The sequence below is a fragment of the Flavobacterium olei genome (assembly GCF_039749035.1).
GTDB classification, from domain to species: domain Bacteria; phylum Bacteroidota; class Bacteroidia; order Flavobacteriales; family Flavobacteriaceae; genus Flavobacterium; species Flavobacterium olei.
The window spans coordinates 474,741-501,222 of record NZ_JBDKWC010000004.1; the positions used below are offsets into that span (position 1 = coordinate 474,741).

General features: G+C 35.8%; 21 protein-coding genes. 15 read left to right on the top strand and 6 right to left on the bottom strand.

Features of this window, described 5'->3' with window-relative positions:
- Window positions 1–15 precede the first annotated feature (15 nt).
- Both ABEB31_RS12980 and ABEB31_RS12985 read left to right on the top strand, forming a co-directional pair.
- Window positions 16–747: a DNA-formamidopyrimidine glycosylase family protein gene (locus tag ABEB31_RS12980; protein WP_347052047.1), complete on the top strand. Its 732-nt coding sequence runs from the start codon at window positions 16–18 to the stop codon at window positions 745–747.
- Window positions 744–1,457, top strand: a complete 714-nt coding sequence (locus ABEB31_RS12985; protein ID WP_347052048.1) for a DUF72 domain-containing protein — start codon at window positions 744–746, stop codon at window positions 1,455–1,457. The genes ABEB31_RS12980 and ABEB31_RS12985 overlap by 4 nt, the downstream gene beginning before the upstream one ends.
- A 79-nt stretch (window positions 1,458–1,536) precedes the next feature.
- Here the strand turns inward: ABEB31_RS12985 and ABEB31_RS12990 are convergent, their stop codons facing one another.
- Window positions 1,537–2,037, bottom strand: a complete 501-nt coding sequence (locus ABEB31_RS12990) for a pyridoxamine 5'-phosphate oxidase family protein (protein WP_347052049.1) — start codon at window positions 2,035–2,037, stop codon at window positions 1,537–1,539.
- Window positions 2,038–2,256: 219 nt separating this feature from the next.
- Here ABEB31_RS12990 and ABEB31_RS12995 point away from each other — a divergent pair, with 219 nt between their 5' ends.
- Window positions 2,257–2,685: a response regulator gene (locus ABEB31_RS12995; protein WP_347052050.1), complete on the top strand. Its 429-nt coding sequence runs from the start codon at window positions 2,257–2,259 to the stop codon at window positions 2,683–2,685.
- A 2-nt stretch (window positions 2,686–2,687) separates the two neighbouring features.
- Here ABEB31_RS12995 and ABEB31_RS13000 read toward each other — a convergent pair whose 3' ends face one another.
- Window positions 2,688–5,495: a PAS domain-containing sensor histidine kinase gene (locus ABEB31_RS13000; RefSeq protein WP_347052051.1), complete on the bottom strand. Its 2,808-nt coding sequence runs from the start codon at window positions 5,493–5,495 to the stop codon at window positions 2,688–2,690.
- 189 nt (window positions 5,496–5,684) lie between these two features.
- Here ABEB31_RS13000 and ABEB31_RS13005 point away from each other — a divergent pair, with 189 nt between their 5' ends.
- Both ABEB31_RS13005 and ABEB31_RS13010 read left to right on the top strand, forming a co-directional pair.
- A complete protein-coding gene (locus ABEB31_RS13005) occupies window positions 5,685–6,029 on the top strand; it encodes a hypothetical protein (protein ID WP_347052052.1) in 345 nt (114 codons plus the stop codon).
- A gap of 526 nt (window positions 6,030–6,555) precedes the next feature.
- Window positions 6,556–7,380 carry a hypothetical protein gene (locus tag ABEB31_RS13010; protein WP_347052053.1) on the top strand — a complete coding sequence of 275 codons (825 nt, stop codon included), beginning with the start codon at window positions 6,556–6,558 and terminating at the stop codon, window positions 7,378–7,380.
- 64 nt (window positions 7,381–7,444) lie between these two features.
- Here the strand turns inward: ABEB31_RS13010 and ABEB31_RS13015 are convergent, their stop codons facing one another.
- Both ABEB31_RS13015 and ABEB31_RS13020 read right to left on the bottom strand, forming a co-directional pair.
- A complete protein-coding gene (locus ABEB31_RS13015; protein WP_347052054.1) occupies window positions 7,445–7,705 on the bottom strand; it encodes a SemiSWEET family sugar transporter in 261 nt (86 codons plus the stop codon).
- Window positions 7,706–7,830: 125 nt separating this feature from the next.
- On the bottom strand, window positions 7,831–8,679 hold the full coding sequence (locus ABEB31_RS13020; protein ID WP_347052055.1) for an SDR family oxidoreductase: 849 nt from the start codon (window positions 8,677–8,679) through the stop codon (window positions 7,831–7,833).
- A gap of 377 nt (window positions 8,680–9,056) precedes the next feature.
- Between ABEB31_RS13020 and ABEB31_RS13025 the strand changes: the two genes are divergently transcribed.
- From ABEB31_RS13025 to ABEB31_RS13045, 5 genes are read left to right on the top strand one after another with little or no spacing between them, the layout of a single operon-like run.
- Window positions 9,057–10,271 carry a hybrid sensor histidine kinase/response regulator gene (locus tag ABEB31_RS13025; protein ID WP_347052056.1) on the top strand — a complete coding sequence of 405 codons (1,215 nt, stop codon included), beginning with the start codon at window positions 9,057–9,059 and terminating at the stop codon, window positions 10,269–10,271.
- 14 nt (window positions 10,272–10,285) lie between these two features.
- Entirely contained in the window at window positions 10,286–13,858 is a 3,573-nt protein-coding gene (locus tag ABEB31_RS13030; RefSeq protein WP_430408230.1) for a response regulator, read from the top strand.
- 11 nt (window positions 13,859–13,869) lie between these two features.
- Window positions 13,870–14,235, top strand: a complete 366-nt coding sequence (locus ABEB31_RS13035) for a response regulator (protein WP_347052058.1) — start codon at window positions 13,870–13,872, stop codon at window positions 14,233–14,235.
- Between the two features lie 6 nt (window positions 14,236–14,241).
- Window positions 14,242–15,054, top strand: coding sequence for a CheR family methyltransferase (locus ABEB31_RS13040; RefSeq protein ID WP_347052059.1), 813 nt, complete (start codon window positions 14,242–14,244; stop codon window positions 15,052–15,054).
- Complete coding sequence (locus ABEB31_RS13045) at window positions 15,033–15,620, top strand: chemotaxis protein CheB (RefSeq protein WP_347052060.1); 588 nt, start codon at window positions 15,033–15,035, stop codon at window positions 15,618–15,620. The genes ABEB31_RS13040 and ABEB31_RS13045 overlap by 22 nt, the downstream gene beginning before the upstream one ends.
- On the opposite strand, the gene ABEB31_RS13050 is transcribed toward ABEB31_RS13045, so the two are convergent.
- Together ABEB31_RS13050 and ABEB31_RS13055 are read right to left on the bottom strand one after the other, a co-directional pair.
- Complete coding sequence (locus ABEB31_RS13050) at window positions 15,617–16,378, bottom strand: porin family protein (RefSeq protein ID WP_347052061.1); 762 nt, start codon at window positions 16,376–16,378, stop codon at window positions 15,617–15,619. The two genes, ABEB31_RS13045 and ABEB31_RS13050, sit on opposite strands and share 4 nt — an antisense overlap.
- 10 nt (window positions 16,379–16,388) lie before the next feature.
- Window positions 16,389–17,510 carry a hypothetical protein gene (locus tag ABEB31_RS13055; RefSeq protein ID WP_347052062.1) on the bottom strand — a complete coding sequence of 374 codons (1,122 nt, stop codon included), beginning with the start codon at window positions 17,508–17,510 and terminating at the stop codon, window positions 16,389–16,391.
- A 250-nt stretch (window positions 17,511–17,760) separates the two neighbouring features.
- Here ABEB31_RS13055 and ABEB31_RS13060 point away from each other — a divergent pair, with 250 nt between their 5' ends.
- From ABEB31_RS13060 to ABEB31_RS13080, 5 genes are all read left to right on the top strand, one after another.
- Entirely contained in the window at window positions 17,761–18,114 is a 354-nt protein-coding gene (locus ABEB31_RS13060; protein WP_347052063.1) for a DUF6660 family protein, read from the top strand.
- Between the two features lie 98 nt (window positions 18,115–18,212).
- Window positions 18,213–21,347: an efflux RND transporter permease subunit gene (locus ABEB31_RS13065; protein ID WP_347052064.1), complete on the top strand. Its 3,135-nt coding sequence runs from the start codon at window positions 18,213–18,215 to the stop codon at window positions 21,345–21,347.
- 219 nt (window positions 21,348–21,566) lie between these two features.
- Window positions 21,567–22,817, top strand: coding sequence for a TolC family protein (locus ABEB31_RS13070; protein WP_347052065.1), 1,251 nt, complete (start codon window positions 21,567–21,569; stop codon window positions 22,815–22,817).
- A 3-nt stretch (window positions 22,818–22,820) separates the two neighbouring features.
- Window positions 22,821–24,083: an efflux RND transporter periplasmic adaptor subunit gene (locus tag ABEB31_RS13075; RefSeq protein ID WP_347052066.1), complete on the top strand. Its 1,263-nt coding sequence runs from the start codon at window positions 22,821–22,823 to the stop codon at window positions 24,081–24,083.
- A gap of 258 nt (window positions 24,084–24,341) precedes the next feature.
- The gene (locus ABEB31_RS13080) at window positions 24,342–26,339 is read left to right on the top strand and encodes a heavy metal translocating P-type ATPase (RefSeq protein ID WP_347052244.1); all 1,998 of its coding nucleotides are present in this window, start codon (window positions 24,342–24,344) and stop codon (window positions 26,337–26,339) included.
- Window positions 26,340–26,482: the final 143 nt, after the last annotated feature.

Sequence of the window (26,482 nt, forward strand, 5' to 3'; positions counted from 1 at the left end):
ACTAAAATCAATTGTATGCCAGAAGGTCCTTCCATAGTAATCTTAAAAGAAGAAGTACAGCAATTTACAGGACAGAAAGTAATTTCTGTTTCCGGCAATACTAGTATTGATATTTCTGGTTTAAAGGATAAAACTGTAATTGCTTTTAAAACCTGGGGAAAACATTTTCTCATTTGCTTTGATTCTTTCACCGTTAAAATTCACTTGTTGATGTTTGGTACCTACCGGATCAACGAACGAAAAGAGTCTGTACCAAGATTAAGCCTGGTTTTTGAAACCGGTGAACTGAATTTTTATACCTGTTCGGTCAAAATTTTAGAAGGAGACATCAATTCTCATTACGACTGGAGTGTCGATGTAATGAATGAAATTTGGGATCCGAAAAAAGCACAGACCAGTATTGAAAAAATGCCGGATAAAATGATTTGTGATCTCATTTTAGATCAGGATATTTTTTCGGGAGTAGGGAACATCATCAAAAATGAAGTTTTATACCGCTGTTATGTGCATCCTGAATCTGTTGCAGAGAAAATTCCGCCACATATTATCAGTGAACTCATCGCAGAATGTTCCACTTACAGTTTTGAATTTTTATATTGGAAAAAGAAGTTTGAACTTAAAAAGCACTGGAAAGCCCATACAAAGAAGACTTGTCTGAGGTGTAATCTGCCGTTTCAGAAAAAACATACCGGAGTAAAAAAACGCAGAAGTTTTTTCTGCACGAATTGTCAACAGTTATATAAATGAAAAATAAATTAATAATAGGATGTTCCAGCTATTACAATAGTTTTTGGAAAAATGTTTTTTATCCGCAAAACCTGCCTTCCAAAAAATGGTTTGAGTTTTACTGCCAGCATTTTGATACTTATGAATTTAATGCCAGTTTCTATAAATTTCCAACGGTCCGCGTTTTTGAAAATTGGTATAACAAATCACCGGAAAATTTTCTGTTTTCTGTTAAAGTGCCAAAAGAAATTACACATCTTAAAAAACTTAATGACTGCGAAAGTCTATTGAATGAATTTTACGAAGTCTGCAAAACCGGAATGAAGGATAAACTTGCCGCAGTTTTGTTTCAATTTCCGCCAAGTTATGCTTATAGCAGAGAAAAATTAGATGCAATAATTGGAATACTCAATTATGATTTTAAAAATGTAATCGAATTTAGACATGAAAGTTGGTGGAACGATGAGGTTTGGAATTTATTCAAAGAAAATAATATTACATTTTGCAGTGTAAGTCATCCCAGTCTTCCGCAAACAATTTTCACTGATTTTCCAATGATTTATTTGCGTTTTCACGGAATTCCGAGATTATTCCATTCCAGTTATTCTACTGATGAATTACAGCATATAGACAAAAAAATCCACTCTAAATCGGGATTTGTTTACTTTAATAATACCGCCAGCGAAGCAGGAATTCTAAATGCCCTGGAGCTAAAAAGAATGATTGATTAATTATTTAAAGCAATAATAAAAAACAAAGAGCGCAAAAGGTTTACTTTTGCGCTCTTTGTTTTTTATAGAAATAAAAAGTCTATAATTTAAGACTTCCTTCAATTCCGTCATCCATTGTTTTTCCGGTTACAAATGCCGCGGTCATTTTAGCAATAGCTACCATTTTTCCGTTTTTATTATTCCAGTAATATCCATCCTCAGGAACTACTTTAATAACGCTCAAGTTGGGATCATCAACTCCGCCCGGCATCCAGACTTTTACAACCGGACTCCATAATTCCTCAATAGTTTCTCTGTCATAAGAGATAGAAGCTGTTCCGTGTAGTGTTAAAAACTTATCGTGAGGTTCAGAAAAGAAAATTTCTACCATCGGATTCATAGTAATTTCTGCATTATGCGTACTGTTTCTGTCAGATAAAAACCAAAGTTGACCTTTATCGTCTATTTTTTGAACAGACATTGGTCGTGATTGTAATCTGTATTCGTTGTACGTACAAAACATACATGTTTTAATATTTTCAGCAAGATCTTTTATCTTATCTACTGCAAATTCATCTGTAAGGTCTTTATGATCGCCCATAACTTTATATTTTTTGTTTATATTTTTACTATCAGACAAATAAATCATCTGTCTTTTGCTACATATAAAGTTGCATAATTTTGCTGTTTTACGGCTTATATAATTAAAGTTATAAATTATGAGATTCCAATTTTGAGTTTTGTACGAATTTTTGTTTATTACTCATTTGGTATTCAGATTTATATTATATTTGAATTGTATAACTCTAAGCCGAATAACATGACAAATTTTACTATTTTCTATACTGATGATGATGAAGATGATTTGAGTATTTTTGCCGATGCGGTAGAGTCGATTCCACAACAAATAACACTTCAAACTTATTCGGAAGGGCAAAATTTCCTAAACGCCATTGCAGAAACACCAGCGACACCTTATGTTGTGTTTTTAGATTTAAATATGCCGGGTAAAAATGGATTTGATGTTTTGGAAGAACTTCGAAATTCATACAAAAAAAACATTCCCGTTGTCATATATTCTACATCCAGCGAGCCGGGTATTATAGAGAAATGCAGAAAACTTGGCGCCAATTGCTTTATAACAAAGCCTGTTTTAATGAGCGATATTAGAAAAGCAATAGAATATGCCATACAAATCGACTGGAACCAATTTATTCCAACTCCGTCCAATTTTGTTTTGAAATACTGATTCTAAGTTAAATCCGGAATATAAATATTAAAAACAGAACCTTTGTCCTTTTCACTCGTAACAGTGATAAAGCCTTTGTGATTCTCTACAATTTTTTTGACGATTGCCAGACCAATTCCGGTTCCTTTAAATTCGCTTTCTGTATTTAACCGCTGGAATACTTCAAATATTTTTTCTTTATAAACAAGATCAAAGCCAATACCGTTGTCCGACACTTTTAGATGATGATATATTTTATCTTTATATTGTGCATCGGGAAGTGAGCTGCCGTTGACTTCTGTAAACGAAATTTTAATTTTGGGAGCAACATCTTTTCTTGTAAATTTTAATGCGTTTTCAATTAAATTATGCAGCAATTGTCTAAACTGAAACTGAATCAGAGTAGCTTCTCCTAAATTTTTATACTCAATTGTAGCCTTTTTTTCTTCAATACGATCAGAAAAATCGCTTATTACTTCTTCTGCAATTTCGTCTACCTTCACCACGGTAAAAACCCTGTCGGCAGAATTTGCTCTGGAATACGTTAATAAATCCTGTATTAAAGTCTGCATTTTTTTTGCCGAAATTTCAATTCTAGAAAGATAAGTCTTCGCACTAGCCGACATATTTTGATCGTCTAAGTCGGAAAGACGGCTCGCAAAAGTTTGTATTTTTCGTAACGGTTCCTGCAGGTCATGGCTTGATATATAGGCAAAAGACTGTAATTCGATATTCATATTGACCAAATCCCTGTTTTTTAATTCCAATTGAGTTGTACGCTCAAATATTTGATCTTCAAGCTGATTCGTGAAGTTTTTTTGTTCTTCGATATCCGTGCTGGATCCTACCCACATTTGTATTTTTCCAGCTTCATCCAATTGCGCTATAGCGCGGCTCAATTGCCATCTATAGGTGCCGTCGTAACGTTTAAAACGATGAATAAACAAGAAATCACGCCCTGTCTTGACAGACTCCATCCAGAGTTTTACATTCTCTTCGCGGTCATCGGGATGAACAATTTGAAGCCATCCGTCTTTTTCTATATTTTCTCTGGACAGACCCGAGAAATTGTATAAAGTTTCATTAAAATAATTTAAATTTCCAAGGGCATCGCTTGTCCAGATCAGCTGTGGCATAGAATCGGCGAGAAGCTTGAATTTTTGCTCGTTTTTAATTAATACGTCCTGAATGTTTTTATCTTCTGTAACATCCATCAGCGTTCCGATCATTTTTAATGGATTATGATATTCATCAAAGAATATTTTTCCATGTACCTTAATCCAGCTGACAGAATTGTCTACTTTAATTATTCGGGCTTCATATTTATATATGCCATTTTTTAAAGCTTCTGAGAAAGCATTTTTTACAATATGGTCATCTTCGGGCAAAATTCGGTCGCGAATATCCTTGTGCGTAATTTTTGTGTCTTTTTCGAACCCAAAAATGTGCAGTAAACTGTTGCTGTAAATTATTTTTTTCTTGATGAGGTTTAAATCCCACATCGCAATTTCGCCGATTTCTGCCGCCAGACGGACTCTTTCTTCTGCAGTTTCTACTTTTTTTCGTGCCTTTACTCTGGAAGATACATCGTTAACAGTACACATAATACCCGATGTTTCGCCATTTTTTTCATAAAGCGGGGTATATTCGTAATCGAGATAGAATTTTTTTAATCTTCCTTTTATATCATAGTAGGCAAGAGATTCATTTTCGCGGATTGTTTTTCCGTTATAGAAAACTTCCCTTAATAACTCGGGATATTTCTGATTGAGCAATTCCGGAAAAACTTCTAAAACAGGTTTTCCTAAAAACTCCTTTTCTTCTTTTTGCCAGACATCACGCATCATCGTTTTGTTGGCCATTTCGATAATATAATCTTTGCCTCTGAAAATTGCCATTGCAATAGGAGATTCGGTAACTATATTTTTAAAAGCGTTGGCGCTTTCTGTCAAAAGATGTCTTTCTCTGGCTTCAGAAGTTACTTCATATACGACCGCAATTACGCCGGCAATTTCGTTTTCTTCCTTCAACGGATAAAATACAAGATTAAAATAGCCCTGTTCTTCTTTGCCGTAGCGGTTTAAAGTTACGGGAAGCTCGTCGGTGTAATAAGGGATTCCGGTTTCGTAAACATTCTTCAGTAACGGATAAACAGTCTCTTTTGCCTCCGGAATTGCCTCGAAGATTGGTCTATGCAAAATTTCGCTTTCTTCTCTGTCAATAATATGAAGATAGGTTTCATTAGCCATATCTGCGACAAGCTCCGAACCTTTTAAAATGACAACTCCCAGAGGAATCTGCTTTACAATATTTTTAAAACGCTTTTCGCTGTCTTCCAGTTTACGGCGTGTTAGTACTTTGTCTGTGGTTTCATTGCAAATTACAAGAACGCCTGCCGGTTTACCATTTTCATCTATAACCGGGCTGTAGCTAAAAGTCCAGTGTGCATTTTCTATCTGGCCATTTCGATAAATTGGCAATAACTGGTCTTCGTGCCAGGTTGGTTTACCTTCAGCCATAACCTGATCTATTAAGGGCTTGATAAAATCCCAGATTTCTGGCCAGAAATCTGCACCTTTTGCTCCAAGAATATCAGGATGTTTACCGTCTTTACCCAAACTGGGACGATAAGCGTCATTATAAAAACAAATATGCTCTGGTCCCCAAAATAAAAACATAGGAAATTTAGAATTCAAAAGAATCCCCAAAGTAGTGCGAAGGCTTTGTGGCCATGATTCTACAGCTCCAACTTCCGTCTTGCTCCAGTCTTTGGAACGGGTAAGCTGTCCCATCTCTCCGCCATTTGCCAGAAAATCATAGTTACTATTCATGGTTATATCTATTGTCGTAACGACTTTTTTTGTTTACTAAATTATCAAATAAATTTAACGTTTATTAAAATTAATAAAAATAAATAGCCCTTTAAATATGAATTTTGAATGAGGCAAGATTAAAATCAATTGAGTTAATTTTATTTGGTATCAAAACGGAAATTTGATATACAGATAAAAACAAAAGATATGAAACGAGAAGATTCAAAACACGAAACCGATAATATCAAGATCTATCAGGAGGAAGGATATACCGCTAATTATCTTTTCCAGAACGATCATTTAGTAAATGCAGAGACTAAGGAGATATATAATCCCGAAGATATATTTATTGTAGCACATCACCGTTATGAAGGGATGAGTGATCCGGATGATATGTCTATATTATATGTAATCGAAACTAAAAAAGACAATCAAAAAGGAACCCATTTATTAGGATACGGACCAATGGCAGATTTGGAAGAAGCAGAATTCTTTAAAGATATTCCGAAAGCCAACTATTCTAAAAATTCTGACATAAACGAATTGACTTAAAAAATAAAAATAGATTGGTATTTTTATTTTGCTGATGAGCAGTTGTTTCAAATTTATTTGGAGCAGCTGCTTTTTTTTTTGGAGGTTTATTCATTTAGAGGGACAAAGGTTCAAAGGTGGGAAGGTGCAAAGGTTCAGAGGGACCAAGGAACAACAAATGATGAATGACAAGGCTTTAAGATCTAAAGCTTGTCCTACTTACAATAATCTTTTTAAGATTTCCTAATTCAATTATTTTTAAATGCCGTGTAAAAATTAAAAAAAACAAAAGTTATAGATACAAAGCAAAGCAAGCGAAACCTCATTTGTTGTTCTTTTTCCCTTTGTCCCTTTAAACCTTTATTCCTCTGAACCTTTTTTCCCCTTCTTAAAATCTAATAATAAAATTATGAAATATCTCACCGAAATTGTATAAATGTTTGAGTTACAATATGAACGAAATTTGGTTTAGAATTAAGACAGAAACCAAGGCGGGTAATTGACTTTCTAAATAAATTACCTGCAGGTTATAAAACCAAACCAAACCATGAAGAAACTTTACATAAATACAGGAGGATTTGACTCTATTTTTGATAATCTTAAAGAAAATTTTGGAGGAGAATTATTTATTTCTTCAAACGAGTATAAATTGACAATAAAATCAAAATGGGCAAATGGAAATATCACCGGTGTACGTTTTGAAAAAGAAATGTCATATCTCAATTTTGATTTAACTTTTAATCAGGATGTGAATTTAAGTATAGAATCTAATCCTTTTGCGCCGGTATTTTTTGCTTACTGCGAAAAAGGAACTGTTTATCATAGTTTTGGAGCAAACGGTACTGTTAAATATTTGAAGAAGCAGCAATCCGGTATTATGAGTAATTCTTCTTCTATCAATAGTGTATTGTATTTTGAAAGTCATAAACACATACAGTTTTCGTTGGTTGGAATGCCAACAAACAGTGAAACGGCAAAAAATAACTTTACCTCTCAGTTAAAAAACAGATTCACTAACGAATCCGGTAATTATCTTTATATCGGCGCAGAGAATCCAAAAATAGGAGAAAAGCTTCAGGAACTTAAAAGCATCCCGCAACAGGGAACTGTTCGTTATTTATTGATGAAGAGTATTTTAAGAGAAGTATTAGAGTTGGAGATAGCGCAACACAGTTATAATTATTTAACTCCTTTTGAGCCTATTTTAAAGTTTGCTATTAAGCAATTAACAGAAATTAGAAAGATTTCAGATATAAATTTTGGCGCTATAATGACTCCTGTATTGTACATTAAAAGAAATTTACAAACCAAATTGCTACGACAAAAGTATCATTTAGAACTAGAGCCATTCAACCAAAAATTAGCTAGCTAGTAAGCATTATCATATCCTCATCTACAAAAAAACAGCTTCTATCGGGCTGTTTTTTTTTATCCTTTTATTCTTTTTCGTAATAGAGAATAAAATAAACCATGGTTAGATTTAAAAGTAACGAAATACTGTTTGTAATTATAAGTATTATGTCACTTTTTAAAATTCCGTACACTACCCATACTGCAATTCCGAAAGTCAGAATGCTGAACATTTTAAGTGAGATCTCTTTTACTTTTTTGGTTTTCCAAACTTTCAGGATTTGAGGAATCGTCGCAATTGTTACGCAGCCTCCTGCAAAAAGTCCTATGATATCGATGTAATTCATGTTTATGGATTTGTTTTGCTCCGCAGATGTAGTAGAATTTTTTCAACCAAAAGTCCGTTACATCTGTGAGGCATTAATAATATTAAAATAATATCTTAGAACTAAGATCTTATCATCTTTAAAAACTACCCGCCAACCAATTCTCCACCATTAATGTGAATAAATTGGCCTGTAATATAACTGCTGTCTTCAGAAGCAAGAAATACATAGGCAGGTGCAACCTCAGACGGCTGTCCGGCTCTTTCCATCGGATTGTCTTTTCCGAAATCGGATAATTTATCAAAACTGGCTACAATCAGAGGTGTCCAGATTGGACCCGGAGCAACACCATTAACACGTATTTTTTTCTTTGCCAGCATGCTTGATAATGATCTGGTAAAACTAACAATTGCACCTTTTGTACTTGCGTAATCTGCCAAATGTTCGCTTCCGCGGAAGGCGGTAACAGATGTCGTGTTGATAATGACATCGCCTTCCTGTAAAAAAGCAAGTGCTGCTTTTGTAATATAGAAATACGGATAAATATTGGTTTCAAAAGTTTTATGAAGCTGCGTGCTGGTTATTTTTTCCAGTTCGTTTCTCGGGAACTGAATTGCTGCATTATTCACAACAATGTTAAGTCCTTTAAATGTAGTATGGCATTTTTTAATTGCCGCTTTACAAAACTTTTCATCTTTTAAATCTCCGCTTATCAAAAGACATTCTTTTCCTTCCTTTTCTACCAGAGCTTTGGTTTCCAGTGCATCTTTATCTTCTTTTAAATAAACAATCGCGATGTTGGCACCTTCTCTTGCAAAATGAACCGCAACACTTCTGCCGATTCCGCTGTCTCCACCTGTTATAAAAGCAATTTTGCCCAGTAATTTTCCGCTGCCCACATAATTATCGCGAATAATTTCGGGTTCGGGATTCATCATATGCTCGTTTCCGGGAAGATTTTGTTTCTGTTCCGGAAATGTTTGTTTCTTTTTCATGATAACTTCTTTTTAGCTAATTAAAATTAAACTCAAACCCTAAAAATGCTTATCTTGAAAGAAATTTTGTTTGCCTCAATAAGTTCATAATGTCATATTGTATGAAAATACAGTCAATTAGAAAAAAAGTGCTCTGGAGCGGGGAATTTCTAATATCTTCAAAATCATATAGGAGATCATACAACAAGCTTAAAAAGTGGGAATTTTGTAAAGATTTTGGATTAAAATAAAAAAGTCGCACCTAATTTTTTTTATACATTTGAGAATTTGTACGTTGTTTTTAAGATTTGATTATACATTTCTTCAAAAAAATAAGAAAATTTTTAGATTCATTTAAATTCACAAGTTTTGATTTATAACCGATTTAGTTTTAAAGCATGGTATTAATTGTAGACGATATAAGGGCAAATATTATTGCCTTGAAAAAAACATTAGAGCTGCATAATATCGATGTTGACAGTGCCGAATCCGGAGAAGAAGCGCTGAAAAAAATTCTAAAAACAGAGTATTGCCTCATTATCATGGATGTTCAGATGCCGGGACTTGACGGATTTGAAGTTGTTAAAATTCTTTCGGGCAATAAACGCACAAAAGATATTCCTGTAATTTTCCTTTCGGCACTTAATACCGAAAAAAAATATATTTTTAAAGGATACGAAACCGGAGCTGTAGAATATATTACAAAACCTGTAGATTCAGATTTACTGATTTTAAAGGTAAAAACTTTTATTAAAATATACGAGCAGCAAAACGAACTCAAAGCCATAAAAGATCTCTTATCCAAAGAAATCAAAATCCGAAAAGAAGCGCAGGACAATCTTGAAATTAAAATTGCAGAACGAACAAAAGAACTCGTGCAGAAAAACGAAGAACTTGAACTTCGTAATCACGAATTACAGCAATTTTCCTGGGTAGTTTCGCACGATTTAAATGAACCTATCCGTAAGATTCAGATCTTTATTAAAATTATTAAAGACCTTTATTTAAAGACAGACGAGAAAGCCATCGATTATGTAGACAGGACTATACGATCGGCAGAAAGAATGCAGACTTTAATTACAGATCTTTTAGCTTATTCCCGACTTTCTGCCCAGGTTAAACCTGAAAAAACCGATTTAAATATCGTTTTGCAGGAGGTTTTGGGTGATTTTGATTATCTCATAGAACGTAAAAATGCTACAATAAGAAGCAGCGAACTTCCGACAGTGGACAGTATCCCAAGTCAGATGCGTCAGGTTTTTCAAAATTTAATTGGTAACGCTATTAAATTTTCAGGTCATGATCAAAATCCACTCATCGAAATTACTTCTGAAATAATTCTGGATAAAGATATTGAGAGCCCGACATCTCCGGACGGTAAATTTTGCCGAATTACGGTAAAAGACAACGGAATTGGTTTTGACGAAATCTATCTCGACAGAATATTTATTATTTTTCAAAGTCTCAACGACCGCCAGAGCTACGAAGGTACGGGTATCGGACTCGCAATCGCAAAAAAAATCATAGACAAACATAACGGATTAATTACCGCCAAAAGTAAACCAGGCGAGGGTGCAAGCTTTATTATCGTCCTGCCGCTAACCAATAAATAATACGATATAACAAAATGGACAGCAATTTTAAAAGAAATTTACTTGTCAGCTCATCAGTTTCCCTGCTAATCTTAATGATTAGTTCAACGGCCTCCTTTTTAAGCATTAAAAATCTTCTTGACAGTAATGGATGGGTCAATCACACACAAGAGGTTATTTATAATCTGAATGCAGCATCTGCGACGATTACAGATGCGCAGACCACCATGAGAGGATATTTAATTTCCGGAAATACAGATTTTCTGGATGATTACAGTATCGCCGAAAAAGTTTCGGCACAATATTTTGAAAAGCTTGAAGAACTTACTGTAGATAATGTTTCCCAACAAAAGAGACTGGACGAATTAAAGCCGCTTCGTACCAACTTTTTCATGTATCTCCATAATCTTTCGGTAAAAAAACAGCTTCAGAAAGATAATGCCACTTTTGATCTGGCCGAAGGAAGAAAAATGATGGATGAGCTTCGTACTAAATTTAAAAGTATCGAAAACAGCGAACAGCGTTTACTTTCAGAACGTATACAAAATTCAGAACGCTTTGGTAATTACAGCTTTATTCTGATTATTGTAGCGTTTATAGTGGCACTGATCATTACAGTGGTGTTTTTTGCCAGAATTCTTAAAGATAATAATGCGCGCACACTTCTGCAAAAAGAACTGCAGCGTAAAGATGCTGAAACAGCAGAAAGACTGGAAGTTATAAGCGGTATTGCATCACAGATTTCTAAAGGTAATTATGATGTTAAAATCGATGATACCAAAGCAGATACTTTAGGTGCATTAGGAGGTTCTCTTCATGAAATGAGAGATTCTCTTAAAAATTCTTTTGAATTATTGTCGCAAAAAGAATGGCTGCAGACAGGAGTCGCTTCTTTAAATGATAAAATGCTGGGCGAGAAAACAATTCAGAAATTATCAAAAGATGTTATTGAGTTTTTATGTCAGTATACCAACAGTAGTGCGGGAGTTTTGTACATCGTAGACGGCGAGGAAATTACCGTTTCCGGAGGTTACAGCTATATTCCGAGCAAAAACCGTGAAAGAATTAAGAAAGGCGAAGGTCTTATAGGTCAGGCAATTGTGTCCGGAAAAATGCTGGAACTGAAAACTTTATCGCCAGATGATATTCAGATTAATTATGCGTTGGGACAAATTAAACCAACTCATATTGTGGCATTGCCATTGATAGATTTTAAAGTGGAAGGTGCTGTCGAATTAGCAAGTATTTACGGTTTTTCTGTTCTGCAATTAGAATTTTTAAATATCGTAGCCAATAATATTGGTATTGCCATAAAGGCAACCCAGAACCGTAAACGTGTGATGGAACTTCTGGAAGAAACAAAATCACAATCAGAAGAATTACAAATCCAGCATAGTGAGTTAGAAGCTATCAACGCAGAACTTGAAGCACAGACAGAAAAACTGCAGGCTTCTGAAGAAGAACTTCGCGTACAACAGGAAGAACTGGAACAAACCAATGAGGAACTGTCGGAAAGAAGTGTTTTATTAGAAGAAAAAAATACAGAAATTCAAAAGAAATCAGAAGCATTAGAAGTTTCAACACGCTATAAATCTGAGTTTTTGGCCAATATGTCGCACGAATTAAGAACACCTTTAAATTCGATTTTACTATTGAGCCGTCTATTGTCTGAAAATAATAACCAGACCATGAACAATGAAGAAATTGAATTTGCAAAAGTAATTCAGAGTTCAGGAAACAGTTTGTTAGGCTTAATTGACGAAATTCTTGATTTATCTAAGATCGAAGCAGGAAAAATGGACCTTGAGTTCCTGGATGTTTCGACTAAAGAAATAACAGATAATTTGCATAATCTGTTTAATCTGGTAGCAAAAGAAAAAGGAATTAACTTTGAGATTATTACCAACAATGCACCGATTGTTATCAAAACAGACAAAATGCGTTTGGAGCAAATTCTGAAAAATTTAATTTCGAATGCAATCAAATTTACAGAAAAAGGAACAGTAAGCCTTGAAATCAGAGTAGATTCAGACGATGATAAAATCATCTGTTTTATTGTAAAAGATACCGGAATCGGAATTCCGTTAGACAAGCAACCGTTAATTTTTGAAGCTTTCCAACAAGCAGATGGTTCAACCAAGCGTAAATACGGAGGAACCGGTTTAGGTTTATCTATCAGCCGTGAACTTGCCAAATTACTACAGGGAGAAATTACCCTGCACAGTAAAGTAAATGAGGGAAGTACATTTACTTTGTGTCTGCCGGTTTTAGGATTTGCAATGAATAAAATGTCTGTTGATAAAATTCCATATGCAGAATTTACTGAGGAGGAACCGGAAGCAGAAGCAAATGAGCAAAAGCCAAGATACATCAGTGAAGTAATTCCGGACGAAATTGAGGACGACAGAAACAATATTGAAGAAGACGATAAAGTAATTTTAATTGTCGAGGACGATATAAATTTCGCAAAATCGTTATTGGCTTTTACTCAGAAAAAAGGCTATAAAGGAGTAGTTGCCGTGCGTGGTGATTATGCCCTAAATTTTGCGCTGATTTACAAACCGGTCGGAATTTTATTAGACATCGAACTTCCAATAAAAAGCGGCTGGCAGGTTTTAGAAGAATTAAAAAATAATTTGCACACCAAACATATCTCGGTTCATATTATGTCTTCGCATAAATTGAAACAGGAAAGTTTGTTAAAAGGTGCTGTTGACTTTTTAGACAAGCCTGTTGCTTTTGACAGAATTCCAGATGTTTTCAAACGTATTGAACACATTGTGAATAAAGAATCGCAAAAAGTTTTAATTATTGAAGACAATCCGAAACACGCTAAAGCATTGGGTTATTTCTTGGGAACTTACAATATTAATTCAGAAATCAAAAGTGAGGTTTCCGAAGGTTTGTCTGCTTTAAATAAAGAAGATGTAGATTGTGTCATTCTCGATATGGGTATTCCCGACAAACAAGCTTACGAAATTCTGGATGGCGTTAAGAAAAGCCCGGGCTTAGAAAATCTTCCTGTAATTGTGTTTACTGGGAAAAGTCTGTCTATAAATGAAGAATTAAAAATTAGAAAATATGCTGATTCTATTATTGTAAAAACAGCACATTCGTACCAAAGAATGCTGGACGAAGTTTCGCTTTTCCTTCACCTGGTAGAAGTTAAAAAAGAAGGAAAAGATAAGGATAGCACTAAAAAACTGAATTCGCTAAATAATATTTTATTTGAGAAAAAAGTATTAATTGTAGACGATGACGTTCGCAATATTTATTCACTTTCAAAAGCCCTGGAAGCTTTTAAAATGAATGTTATTACTGCTTTTGATGGAAAAGAAGCAATTAAAATATTAGAAGAAAATCCAGATACAGATGTGGTATTATTAGACATGATGATGCCAAACATGGACGGATATGAAACAGCAGAGAAGATTAGGAGCAATCCTAAATTTCTTAACTTAGCAGTTATCGCGGTAACAGCAAAAGCAATGACCGGCGACAGGGAGAAATGTATTAAAGCAGGTGCTTCAGATTACATTACAAAACCTGTCGATGTAGATCAGCTATTGTCTTTATTGCGAGTTTGGCTGTATGATAAAATAAAATAAGAGTACTTTAAATGGGAAAAAAACGTGTGTTAATTGTGGATGATGATTCCAGAAATATATTTGCTTTGGTGAATACACTAAAAGCGAAGTCGTATGACTGTGTGTCTTGTTTAAGTGCCGAAGAAGCTTTAAGGATATTAAAAGACGATGCATCTATCGATGCTATTTTATTAGATATGATGATGCCGGAAATGGATGGTTATGAGGCAATTCCTCTTATAAAAGCAATTCCGTCACACCAGTCTACCTTAGTTGTGGCCTTAACAGCGCAGGCTATGACAGGAGACAGAGAAAAATGTTTAGAGGCTGGGGCAGATGCATATATCTCAAAACCAGTAGATGTGGATAAATTACTTCAGGTTTTGGAGGAAATTTAAATAATTATGATTGAAGATATTGAATTAGAAACTCTCATAAATGAAGTTTACGAATATTATGGTTTCGATTTTGGGAGTTATTCCAGAGCGTCACTTAAAAGACGTGTAAGCCGGGTTTTTTATTTAGACGGATTTAAAGATTTTCACGATTTCTTGTCGAAAGTTCGTACAGACGAAGAATATTGCAAAACCATGATCGACGAAATAACGGTTAATGTAACCGAGATGTTTCGTGATCCGTCTTTTTATCACACGCTTCGCAAGGATATTCTTCCATTATTAGGAACAAAACCATTTATAAGAATCTGGCACGCAGGATGTTCTACGGGCGAAGAAGTGTATTCTATGGCTATTATGCTCAAAGAAGGCGGTTTGCTGCATAAGTCCATTTTGTATGCAACAGACATTAATGCAAAAGTATTGGAAACGGCTAAAAGTGGTATTTTTCCATTACGAATGATTAAAGATTACGCAGATAATTACCGAGATTCCGGAGGACAAAACGACTTTTCTGATTATTATATCGCAAACTACGGATTTGCAAAATTTGATGAGAGCCTGGCAGAAAAAATGGTTTTTTCACAACACAATCTGGTTTCAGATACATCGTTTAATGAGTTTGACCTTATTATGTGTCGTAATGTTTTAATTTATTTTGATAATAACCTGCAAAAAAGAGTAATTAATTTATTTGATGACAGCCTGGCTGTATTGGGTTTTTTAGCACTGGGAACAAAAGAAACTATAAAGTATTCTATATCTCCGACCAAATATAAACAATTTGAAAAAGAGAAAATATGGAGAAAAATAAAGGAATAAAAGATTGTAAAGTAGTAATAATTGGAGGCTCTGCAGGAAGTTTGCAGGCATTATTACAAATTCTGCCGTTTGTAGAAGATACTATATCTTTTGCTGTGATCATTGTCGTGCACAGAAAACATTCAGACGAGCAGACTTTAGAAGCGCTGATCGCTTTAAAAGCCAAGATAAAAGTAAAAGAGGTAGAAGATAAAATAAAACTGAAATCAGGATTTATCTATATTGCTCCTTCCAATTATCATTTATTATTTGAAAAAGAAGGAACCATTTCTTTAGATACCTCAGAAAAAGTAAATTACAGCAGACCCAGTATCGATGTTTCTTTTGAGTCTGCTGCCGAAATTTATGCCAGTCATCTGGTCGGAATTTTACTTTCAGGCTCGAACTCTGACGGAACATTTGGTTTAAAAACTATTCAGGAAGCCGGAGGGACAACCATTGTTCAGGACCCGCTTTCTGCAGAGATGCCATTTATGCCCAACAATGCCATTGTACACAATAAACCTGATTTTATTTTAAAAACAGAAGAAATTTTAGAATTTATCAATGCAATAAATAAGGCTTAATTTTGGTCTTCCGGTAAGATGACTTTATTCAGTTCAGCTTCTTGTTCTGCTTTCTTCTTAGCCGCTTTACCTTTTCCAATCGGAATTCCGGCCGTAACATATAAGGATCTGTTAAATTGATTATTCGGACCGTCGCCTTTCATTACAGTAACCAGACCATGATAGTATTGTACGGTAATATTTAAACCGTTTCCAACATTTAAATGATAACCCGCACCGATGGCGACGCCGGCATCAATAACGTGAATCTGATCCCTGATGTTTTTTTTGAAAACTACTTCGTCCTTATCAATTTCATTTTTAAATTCATCAAATGCTCTGGCCAGCAATCCAAATTGAGGTCCGGCTTTGAGATAAATATTATTTTTAAATTGGTATTTAATTAAGATCGGAACATTAAAATAACGTATTTCGCGATTGACACTTCCACCGGAAAAAGTATTGTCCAGATTAGGATTATTGAGAGAGTACAGCGGAATTTCCTGCGCTCCCATAGGTGACTTCACAATTACGCCGGTATTGATCATCCAGGCGGGATTATTTTTAGACTTAAAGTCGAAATAAAAACCCAGATTAAATCCGGTATTGGTGGCAGAAGATCCCATATTTGAAATCGTGGAAAAATTTACGCCACCTTCTAAGCCAAACTCCAAAAATTCTGAATTGAGCTTATCTCCAAAAATTAAGGAAATCAAAACCTGTGACCGAACTGGTGACATGCTTAGACAAGCAAAAATTACCACAAATGTCTTTTTCATAAAATGGGAATTAAAGTCCAAAACGATATTGTAAACCTCCTAAAACCTGCGTACGGCTACCCAGAAATCCGGCTTCAACTCGAAACATAATGTGTTTGTTGTATTGAAATTGCGATCCAATAATAAAATTCCACATGTCTTTTGGTGCCTTTTGAAGCGAGTATTGTATTGTAGATGATCCTGCGGTACTTAAGGCGCCATCCATGCTGGTCAGGAACGTTCCTGCACCTTCCAAAGCTCTGTTTGCCGTGTTATGTCTGGCAATATTCGCCGGGTTTTGCTGTTGTGCAGGCGAAAGACCGCTCCACCAGTCATCAACTTTCATCTGATTTTCGGCTACTTTAGCCAGACCATCATCCACTTTTTGCTGTGCATCTTCCAGCGGAAGTACATCACCCAACGCTAAATTACCATTGGTATCTCCGGAAATATGAACACGAAAAGCTCCGGTCCAGACGGCAATATTTTGATCCGGTTTTTTAAATTTGAATGCTTTTCCCAATCGTGGTCCAAAAATAAAAGAGAACGCGGGTTTGTCCAAAGCATCAATATCTGTCCATGCCATATTCATATCCAGAGCAAGCCACGCACCGCCAATGCCAATAGTGGGAGTCATCCCAAGACCAAAAGTAGTTCCGTTAAAATTTTGCTGCGTCTTAAACGATGCCGCTTCAGACCAGTTGTTATCGGCATCGGGAATCCAGATACCTGCATTTATTTTAGTAGTAGAATTGACTTTTCCGAGTATTCCATATACATTTAGAAAAGGAAGCAGCCATACATCGGGCCGGATATTAATGGCGGTTGCCTCGACAGAACTCTTGTCAAATCTGACAATTTCATCTAAGTTGTGAAGCGGTCCATTGTTAAAGCCAATCTGTAGATTATTGATAATGATTTCAGAATCCTGCCAGAAATAATTTACTGAAATCCCCGCAGAGTAAGGTAATTTATATCCCTTTTGAGCAACTTTTTCACCCCAAATGGGCAACGCGTATGGATATTCTTCTGCTTTTAAACTGTCCTTCAGGACCTGATTTTTTTCCCCAACAATTTTATCTGTATAAACTTGCCCAAATATGGAGAAACTGCATAATAATAAAAAGGCTGATATTAGTTTGTTACATTTCATTTTTATAGAGTTTTAAAATTAATTTAACTGCTTAGAAAATAGATGACTAACGTATTATCGAAATTTTGGCTTATTATGTGTTTTACAGGTATATAGAAAGGATTTTAAATTTTAATTATATGTTTATTTTGTTAAAGTTAACTAAATTTCTTTAACATTTTAAAATTATTGAAAAAATAAATTTAATAAGAGCAAGAGTATCAGAGAGTTTCGTGAAGAAAGTTGAATTTTTGGATAGTATTAAATACTTATGAGTCTAAAAAGTATTATTTTTACGAAAGTGAAATGGATAGCAATCATATTATCAGTTTACCTAATGGCACTTTCTAACATGCCATGTGCTGATATGGAAATAAACAGTGCTATGCATAAAACGGCTCAGTTTGCTTCAGAAAATAATCATTCTCACGATAAGGAAAATGATCTTTGTTCGCCATTTTGTGCCTGCAATTGTTGCGGTGCACAAGTTTTAAGTCATCAGTCTGCTGTAATTTTTGAATTTCCAATGGCTTATACTCAAATTACGATTGCAGAACCGAATTATAGTTCAATATTTATTTCCAATTTCTACGGAAGTATTTGGCAGCCGCCTCAAATCGTATAATGATAGCCGGGTAATTCCGGTATAGAGAGTTGTGACTTTATCGCAACATTTTATAAGGCAGTAATCTGCCTGATTTCTCATATCATTATATCATTCAAATGCTAGATAAAATCATTCAGTTTAGTATAAGGAATAAGTTCGTTATACTATTATTTACCCTCGTTTTAATTGCGTGGGGAAGCTATTCGCTTAAAAATTTGCCGCTCGATGCCTTGCCGGACGTAACCAATAATCAGGTTCAGATTATTACCACTGCACCAACTTTGGCGAGCCAGGAAGTCGAACAATTAATTACCTATCCGTTGGAAAGGGCCGTAAAAACCGTCCCCAATATTTTGGAGCTGCGCAGTATTTCGCGTTTCGGATTATCGGTTGTAACTGTTGTTTTTGACGATGATGTTGATGTATACTGGGCACGCGAGCAGATTTTTCAGCGCTTAAAACAAGCCGAAGAAAACATTCCTGATTATGTCGATTCTCCGGAACTGGCACCAATTACAACGGGTCTGGGCGAAATTTATCAATATGATGTGTATGCCCAAAAAGGCTATGAAAACAAGTACAGTGCTGTAGAATTGCGAACCATTCAGGATTGGATTATCATTCCGCAGCTGCAGGGAATTAAAGGAATTGCCGATGTAAGCACCTGGGGCGGAAAATTAAAACAATATGAAATTGCCGTAAATCCTAACATGTTGAATAGTTTAGGTGTCACAATTACAGAAATTTTTGATGCCTTGGCAAAAAACAATCAAAATACCGGTGGCGCATATATTGAAAAAGATCAGTATACGTATTTTATTCGCGGTGTCGGAATGGCCAGAGGCGTCAGGGATTTAGAAAATGTAGTAGTAAAAAACCGTAACGGTTCGCCGGTTTTGGTGCGTAATGTAGCAGAAGTCCGCGAAGGCGTAGCGTTACGTTACGGAGCTTCTACAAAAGACGGAAAAGGAGAAATTGTTTCCGGAATGGTTTTAATGCTTAAAGGCGAAAATTCCAGTGCCGTTGTAAAAAGGGTGCACGAAAAAATGGAACAGATTAATAAAAGCCTGCCCGAAGGAGTTGTGGCAGAGGCTTTTATTGACAGAGGCAAATTGGTCGATAATTCTATTGCAACAGTAACAAAGAATCTTCTGGAAGGTGCCTTAATTGTCATTTTTGTATTGATTTTATTTCTGGGGAATTTGCGCGCCGGACTAATTGTCGCTTCTGTCATTCCGCTGGCGATGCTCTTTGCTGTGATTTTAATGAATGCTTTTGGCGTGAGCGGTAATCTCATGAGTCTGGGTGCAGTGGATTTCGGAATCATCGTCGATGGTGCTGTTATTATTGTAGAAGCCACTATGCATCACCTTCAAAAAATAAAAAATAAAAAAGAATTGACGCAGAATGAGATGGATGATGAAGTATATAATTCTGCATCAAAAATTAGGAATAGCGCCGCTTTTGGCGAAATAATTATATTAATTGTATATCTTCCAATTCTTGCATTGATCGGAACCGAAGGTAAAATGTTTAAGCCGATGGCGATGACTGTTGGTTTTGCCATAATCGGTGCTTTTATTCTTTCGTTGACGTATATTCCCATGATGAGCGCGTTGTTCTTATCCAAAAAAACAGAACATCCAACCAATTTCAGCGATCGAATGATGTTGTGGCTGGAAAATCATTATATGCCTTTGCTTAAAAAAGCGCTCGAATTTAAAAAGGCAGTTCTTTCTTTTTCTATTGCCTTGTTCGCTGTGGCGTTTATAATTTTTCAGAATATGGGAGGCGAATTTATCCCCACAATAGAAGAGGGAGATTTAGCCATCAATGCGACCATTATGACAGGAAGTTCGCTTACGCAGATGGTCGAAACTACAACCAAATTCGAACAAATTCTCAAAGCAAAATTCCCCGAAATCAAAACGATTGTGACGAAAATTGGAAGTGGCGAAATTCCAACTGATCCGATGCCAATTGAGAGCGGTGATTTAATTATTGTTCTAAAAGACAAAAAAGAATGGAGAAGTATGTACCGAAACTGGGAAGAACTGGCGAACGCGATGAAGGAAGAAATGGAAATAATTCCCGGCGCCAATATCGAGATTTCGCAACCCATCCAAATGCGTTTTAACGAATTAATGACAGGAAGCCGATCTGATATTGCGATCAAAATTTTTGGTGATGACCTGGAAATTCTCGATGCCAAAGCCCTGGAACTGATTTCGAAAATAAAAGGAATTGAAGGAATTGGAGATTTAAAAGCAGATAAAGTAACAGGTTTACCACAAATAACCGTTAAATACGAGTACGATAAAATTGCACTTTACGGATTGAATATTTCAGATATCAATCAAATTATCCGTTCGTCTTTTGCCGGAGAAAGTGCCGGAAAAATTTACGACGAAAGCAAAAGATTTGATGTTGTAGTAAGAATGGATGAAAAGAATCGGGAAGATATTACCGATGTCAGCAATTTATTTATACCGCTTCCGAACGGTCAGCAAGTGCCTTTATCTCAGGTTGCTTCAGTAGATTACGAGCAAGGTCCGGTGCAGGTCATCCGCGAAGACGGAAAACGAAGAATTACTGTCGGTTTAAATGTACGCGGGCGAGATATTAAAAGTGTTGTTGAAGAAATTCAAAAGAAATTAGATAAAAATTTTAAACTTCCTGCGGGCTATTATGTGACGTATGGAGGCCAATTTGAAAATCTGATCGAAGCTTCAAAAAGACTTTCCGTAGCGCTTCCAATCGCTTTGGGATTAATCCTGATTTTATTGTATTTCACTTTTAAAAGTGTAAAGCAGGCTTTCCTGATCTTCACTGCGATTCCGTTATCGGCAATCGGAGGTGTTTTTGCTCTTGCTTTACGCGGAATGCCATTTAGTATTTCTGCCGGACTCGGTTTCATCGCACTATTCGGAATTGCAGTCCTTAACGGTATCGTATTGATTTCGTATTTCAATCAGTTAAAATCGGAGGGAATTTCAAATGCCTTTCAAAGAATTTTGATTGGAACCAAAACGAGATTACGTCCCGTTTTAATGACGGCGGCGGTTGCATCGTTAGGTTTTCTTCCGATGGCATTATCAACAAGCGGCGGAGCAGAAGTACAGAAACCGCTCGCTACAGTAGTTATCGGCGGATTGATCTCTGCTACATTATTGACTTTAATTGTTTTGCCGATTTTGTATCTGATGCTGGAAAAAATTAACCGCGAGAAAGTTAGTAAAGGGGAAAATTAGTAAATGAGAAATTAGTAAATGAGAAAATTAGTAAATGAAAAAATTTGATAATTAGATAATTTATTGCTTGTGAAGAAAAATAATAATTTCTCTCGCAGATTCTGCAGATAATTTAAATGAAAAAAATTAGCTTGAGATTAAACGTAAGCAGAGTAAAAAATAAGCTGTGAAAATCATCTTAAATCTGTAGAATCTGCGTGAAATAAAATTTAAGAAAAAATGAGAAATTCAATATATATAAAGAAGAAAATCACCTTAACGAACTTTGCGAAAAAAGCCTTACGAACTTTGCGGTTAAGCACGTTCTTGTTAACAGGAACAGTACTATTTGCACAACAATCTGTAAGTCTTGAAAAAGCAATAGAACTTGCCAAATCCAACAATATTGATTTAAAAATCGCCAATCAGGAGATAGAGAAACAAAATGTTCTTAAGAAAGCCGCTTTTCAGCCAGACGCCATGCAGGTACAATATCAGGGCGGGCAATTTAACAGTGTCGATTTTGATCATAACGTTTCGGTACAGCAGTTTTTTCCGTTAGGAAATAGTACCAAGGCAAACCGAAAATGGCAGGAAGAACTGGCAAAACTGGCAGAAAAGCGAAAAGCACTATCTGAATATGAAATAGAAAAGGCCGTAACATTGGCGTATTATCAATATCTGTATGGAGTTTCCATTCAGAAACTTAATGTAGAACTAAATGGGATTTACACGAAATTTTTGAAAAATGCCGAGCTCCGTTTTAAAACCGGAGAAAGCGGAAATATCGAAGTAATAAGTGCCAAAGCTAAAGTTAAAGAAATCGAAACGCAGAGAGTACAATTGGAATACGATCTGGCGATTTACCAGAAACAGTTACAGTTTTTCATTCAGACTAATGGAGATATTATTCCGGATCCAAATACTGCATTGCAGTTTGCATTTATTGACACTCAGGAAAGTTCTAAAGCAGAAAATTTAATTACCGCTTTTTACCAACAGCAAATATCGGTTTATGAAAAAGAAGCCGGAACTTTTAAGGCTTCGAGAACTCCAAAAGTTGGGTTGGGATATTTTACGCAGACGATAAATACAGCATCCTTATTTCAGGGTTTCACAGCAGGATTACAAATTCCTTTGTTTGGCAGCGTTAATAAAGCCAAAGCAAAAGCAGCAGAAATAGGTATTTCGCAGTCACAACTGGCTTTAGACAAAAATAAATTGATTTTAAAACTGCAAAGAGAAGAACTGCAGAACAACTTCAAAAAACAACAAAGTAATTTAGCTTATTATCAAAATGAAGGATTGCAGTATGCGGATCAGATTATTGCAACTGCCCAAAAAAGTTATGAGAATGGCGATATGAGCTATTGGACCTACATTAGTTTTTTAAATCAGGCTATTGATATTAAAAAGCAATTTGCAGAGGCTACGCACAGTTACAATCAAAGTGCTATAGAACTGCAATTTCCAAACATCAAAAACAATTAAGAAATGAAAAATATATTGAGTTATTTAACAGCAAAGAAAGCTAAGTTGTTTAAGCAAAAAACGCAAAGTTTATTTTTTTTGAATGCCTTTGGCTATGTCTGTGTGATCCTTGCGGTTATCCTGACAGGTTGTAATGAAAAGAAAACGGAAGAAGCTCACGAAGAAGAAAAATCAACAACAGAAGTTACCTTAACCGCTTCTCAATACAAAACAGTGGGCATTGAAACGGGATTTATTGAGGACCGAAATCTCAATAAGATCATCAAGGCAAATGGTTACACCACAGTTCCTCCACAGAATTCTGCAGAAGTTTCTACACTCATTGGCGGAACCATAAAGGATATTTATGTGCTGGAAGGAACTTATGTCAATAAAGGGAAAGTTTTAGCAACCATTCAAAATCTGGAAGTCATTGAGATGCAGGAAGAATATCGTTCCGCTGTAGCGAATATCGAATATCTTCAATTAGAATACAATCGTCAGAAAACATTAAGTGACGAAAATGTAAATCCGAGGAAAATATTTCAGGAAGTCAAATCTAAATTAGCAACTGAAAAAGCACGTGCCCAAGCCGCTAAAAATAAATTAGAAGCCTTACATGTGAGCACAAAGGGAAGCTCAACTTTGGTGCCTATAGTTTCTCCAATAAATGGTTATGTGGGGAAAATTAATATTGCGAAAGGTGCTTTTGCCAATACCGGAATTTCACTTTTTGAAGTCGTAGACAATTCACAAATGCATCTGGATCTCAATGTGTATGAAAAAGATCTGGGTTCTATTTCGATTGGTCAGGTCATTGATTTTGTATTGACCAATCAGTCCAATAAATCCATTAAAGGAAAAATTTTCGGAATCAATAAATCTTTTTCTAACGAAAGTAAAACAGTTGCGGTCCATGCTAAAATTGAACCAGCCGACGCGAAAGGTTTGATTCCGGGAATGTATGTTTCGGCCAATATCAACATTATCAATGCGACAGTTCCGGCATTGCCCAAAGATGCTGTTGTTCGCAATGCCGATAAATATTTTGTATTCGTGCAATCTGAAGAAGGAGAAGAAAAACACGAACATAGGACAGAAGAAAAAACAAAGGCGCATGAAAAGGAAATTTACTTTCGGGCGACAGAAGTAATTCCGGGAACCACAGATTTAGGTTTTACAGAAATAAAGTTTGTGAGTGAACTTCCGTCAAATGCTAAAATTGTGACAAAAGGTGCTTTTTATCTGCTTTCTGCAATGAAGGGCGGGGGAGAACACGAGCATTGATCTTTTTAAAGTTTCTGAGGTTTTAAGTTGCTAAGATGCTAAGTTTTGTTTCAGGCAGATTTTGCAGATTTAAGCAAAATTTTTTAATTCTTTGATCTTGGTAATTTGGGGCAAAAACTTTATGTCTCTGCGACTTTGCGAGATTAAAAAACAGCTTTTGCTCAAGCAAAAATTGGCACAAATTGATTAAATTTATAACACTATTAAAACCCAAGTTTGAACTGGAAACCTGGAAACATAAAACATGAAACTTCAACCATGATGCATCAAGATAAAGACATAAAAAACACAAAAAATAAAGCTAAACCTTCCTGCTGTTCGCATGATAAACCTGAACATTCAGATCATGACGCACATGATCACGAAGGTCACGATCATGAACATAATGTCGAGGGAAGTTTATTCCAACTATTTCTGCCTTCGATTATTTCATTTGTTTTACTGATAATTGGAATAGCAATTGACCATTCTTTTCCGCAGGAATGGTTCACCGGATTTGTGAGAATGGGATGGTATGCGATTGCGTATCTGCCGGTTGGAATTCCGGTTTTGAAAGAAGCTTTTGAAAGCATGATGAAAGGAGATGTTTTTTCGGAATTTTTACTAATGTGTATTGCAACAATTGGTGCATTTGCGATTGGCGAATATCCCGAAGGTGTGGCGGTAATGCTGTTTTATACCATAGGCGAAACTTTTCAGGGAATGGCGGTCAGCAGGGCAAAATCGAGTATCAAAAGTTTACTGGATCAGCGTCCGGATGAAGTTACTGTTCTGGAAAATAATACTGGTGTAAAAGTAAAGGCCAAAGAGGTTTCAATAGGACAAATAATTCAGCTTAAAGCAGGTGAAAAACTAGGTTTAGACGGGCAATTATTATCTGATTCTGCTTCTTTTAATACAGCTGCGCTGACAGGAGAAAGCAAACCTGATACCAAAAAGAAAGGGGAGACCGTGCTTGCGGGAATGATTAACGGAAATACTGTTGCAGAAGTAAAGGTTACTACCGGCTACAACGACAGCAAGTTGTCTAAAATTCTGGAAATGGTGCAGAATGCGACAACCAAAAAAGCGCCTGCAGAATTGTTTATTAGAAAGTTTGCGAAAATATATACGCCCATTGTAGTTTTTCTGGCCATTGGAATTTGTTTGCTTCCGATGCTTTTTGTAAACCCCTATGTTTTTAACGTCTGGTTGTACAGAGCGTTGGTTTTTCTGGTAATTTCGTGCCCTTGTGCATTAGTTATCAGTATTCCATTGGGTTACTTTGGCGGAATCGGTGCGGCGAGCAAAAACGGAATTCTCTTTAAAGGAAGTAATTTTCTGGACAGCATAGCTACAATTCAGAATGTGGTGGTGGATAAAACCGGAACTATGACAGAAGGTGTTTTTAAAGTACAGGAAGTCGTTATAAAGCCAGAGTTTAATAAAGAAGAAATCCTTAAACTGGTAAATTCTTTAGAAAGCAGAAGCACACATCCTGTTGCCACAGCGATTCATAATTATGTGGGACTAGTCGATTCGTCTGTAGAATTGAAAAATACAGAAGAAATTTCCGGACATGGCTTAAAAGCTACCTATAACGGAAAAGAACTTCTGGTAGGGAATTTTAAGCTTCTGGATAAGATTGGAATTCAGTACGATGCTAATCTCTCTTCAATAGTTTACACTACAATTGCAATTGCTTTTGACGGTAAATTTGCAGGTTATCTGACTATTGCTGATGAAATTAAAGAAGATGCGAAGGAAACAGTTTCGAGGCTGAAAACTCTTGGTGTAAAACTCACAATGTTAAGCGGCGATAAAAATAATGTGGTTCAGTTTGTGGCACAAAAAATAGGAATTACGAATGCTTTTGGTGATTTGCTGCCTGAAGATAAAGTCAATAAAGTAAACGAAATAAAAGCCGGTAATCAAACGGTGGCGTTTGTCGGTGACGGAGTTAATGATGCGCCTGTAATCGCGTTAAGCACAGTGGGAATCGCAATGGGAGGTTTAGGAAGCGATGCAGCAATAGAAACCGCCGACATCGTGATTCAGGATGATAAACCAGGCAAAATTGCAATGGCAATAAACATCGGGAAACAAACCAAAAAGATTGTCTGGCAGAATATCACATTGGCTTTTGTTGTTAAAGCTTTTGTTCTTATTCTCGGCGCAGGCGGACTGGCAACCATGTGGGAAGCAGTTTTTGCAGATGTCGGAGTAGCTTTATTAGCAATTTTGAATGCCGTTCGCATTCAGAAGATGCGGTTTTAATCAAAAATTTTCAGGATGAAAAATCTTTTATTTATAATCGAGGCACGCGCCGGCAGAGAAAATGAATTACCTCCCGTTTTAACTAAAGGTTTTTATGAATTCTAAATGTGGCTTTAGCCTGATAATTAAGTTTGGCTAAAGCC

Bases quoted from the DNA above. Each gene is read 5' to 3' on its own strand.
- ABEB31_RS13005 (WP_347052052.1), top strand. From the start codon at position 5,685: ATGAAACGAGAAGATTCAAAACACGAAACCGATAATATCAAGATCTAT.
- ABEB31_RS13065 (WP_347052064.1), top strand. From the start codon at position 18,213: ATGCTAGATAAAATCATTCAGTTTAGTATAAGGAATAAGTTCGTTATA.
- ABEB31_RS13055 (WP_347052062.1), bottom strand. From the start codon at position 17,510: ATGAAATGTAACAAACTAATATCAGCCTTTTTATTATTATGCAGTTTC.
- ABEB31_RS13025 (WP_347052056.1), top strand. From the start codon at position 9,057: ATGGTATTAATTGTAGACGATATAAGGGCAAATATTATTGCCTTGAAA.
- ABEB31_RS13035 (WP_347052058.1), top strand. From the start codon at position 13,870: ATGGGAAAAAAACGTGTGTTAATTGTGGATGATGATTCCAGAAATATA.
- ABEB31_RS13050 (WP_347052061.1), bottom strand. From the start codon at position 16,378: ATGAAAAAGACATTTGTGGTAATTTTTGCTTGTCTAAGCATGTCACCA.
- ABEB31_RS13080 (WP_347052244.1), top strand. From the start codon at position 24,342: ATGATGCATCAAGATAAAGACATAAAAAACACAAAAAATAAAGCTAAA.
- ABEB31_RS13060 (WP_347052063.1), top strand. From the start codon at position 17,761: ATGAGTCTAAAAAGTATTATTTTTACGAAAGTGAAATGGATAGCAATC.
- ABEB31_RS12985 (WP_347052048.1), top strand. From the start codon at position 744: ATGAAAAATAAATTAATAATAGGATGTTCCAGCTATTACAATAGTTTT.
- ABEB31_RS13070 (WP_347052065.1), top strand. From the start codon at position 21,567: ATGAGAAATTCAATATATATAAAGAAGAAAATCACCTTAACGAACTTT.
- ABEB31_RS12995 (WP_347052050.1), top strand. From the start codon at position 2,257: ATGACAAATTTTACTATTTTCTATACTGATGATGATGAAGATGATTTG.
- ABEB31_RS13020 (WP_347052055.1), bottom strand. From the start codon at position 8,679: ATGAAAAAGAAACAAACATTTCCGGAACAGAAACAAAATCTTCCCGGA.
- ABEB31_RS13075 (WP_347052066.1), top strand. From the start codon at position 22,821: ATGAAAAATATATTGAGTTATTTAACAGCAAAGAAAGCTAAGTTGTTT.
- ABEB31_RS13040 (WP_347052059.1), top strand. From the start codon at position 14,242: ATGATTGAAGATATTGAATTAGAAACTCTCATAAATGAAGTTTACGAA.
- ABEB31_RS13045 (WP_347052060.1), top strand. From the start codon at position 15,033: ATGGAGAAAAATAAAGGAATAAAAGATTGTAAAGTAGTAATAATTGGA.
- ABEB31_RS12990 (WP_347052049.1), bottom strand. From the start codon at position 2,037: ATGGGCGATCATAAAGACCTTACAGATGAATTTGCAGTAGATAAGATA.
- ABEB31_RS12980 (WP_347052047.1), top strand. From the start codon at position 16: ATGCCAGAAGGTCCTTCCATAGTAATCTTAAAAGAAGAAGTACAGCAA.
- ABEB31_RS13030 (WP_430408230.1), top strand. From the start codon at position 10,286: ATGGACAGCAATTTTAAAAGAAATTTACTTGTCAGCTCATCAGTTTCC.
- ABEB31_RS13000 (WP_347052051.1), bottom strand. From the start codon at position 5,495: ATGAATAGTAACTATGATTTTCTGGCAAATGGCGGAGAGATGGGACAG.
- ABEB31_RS13015 (WP_347052054.1), bottom strand. From the start codon at position 7,705: ATGAATTACATCGATATCATAGGACTTTTTGCAGGAGGCTGCGTAACA.
- ABEB31_RS13010 (WP_347052053.1), top strand. From the start codon at position 6,556: ATGAAGAAACTTTACATAAATACAGGAGGATTTGACTCTATTTTTGAT.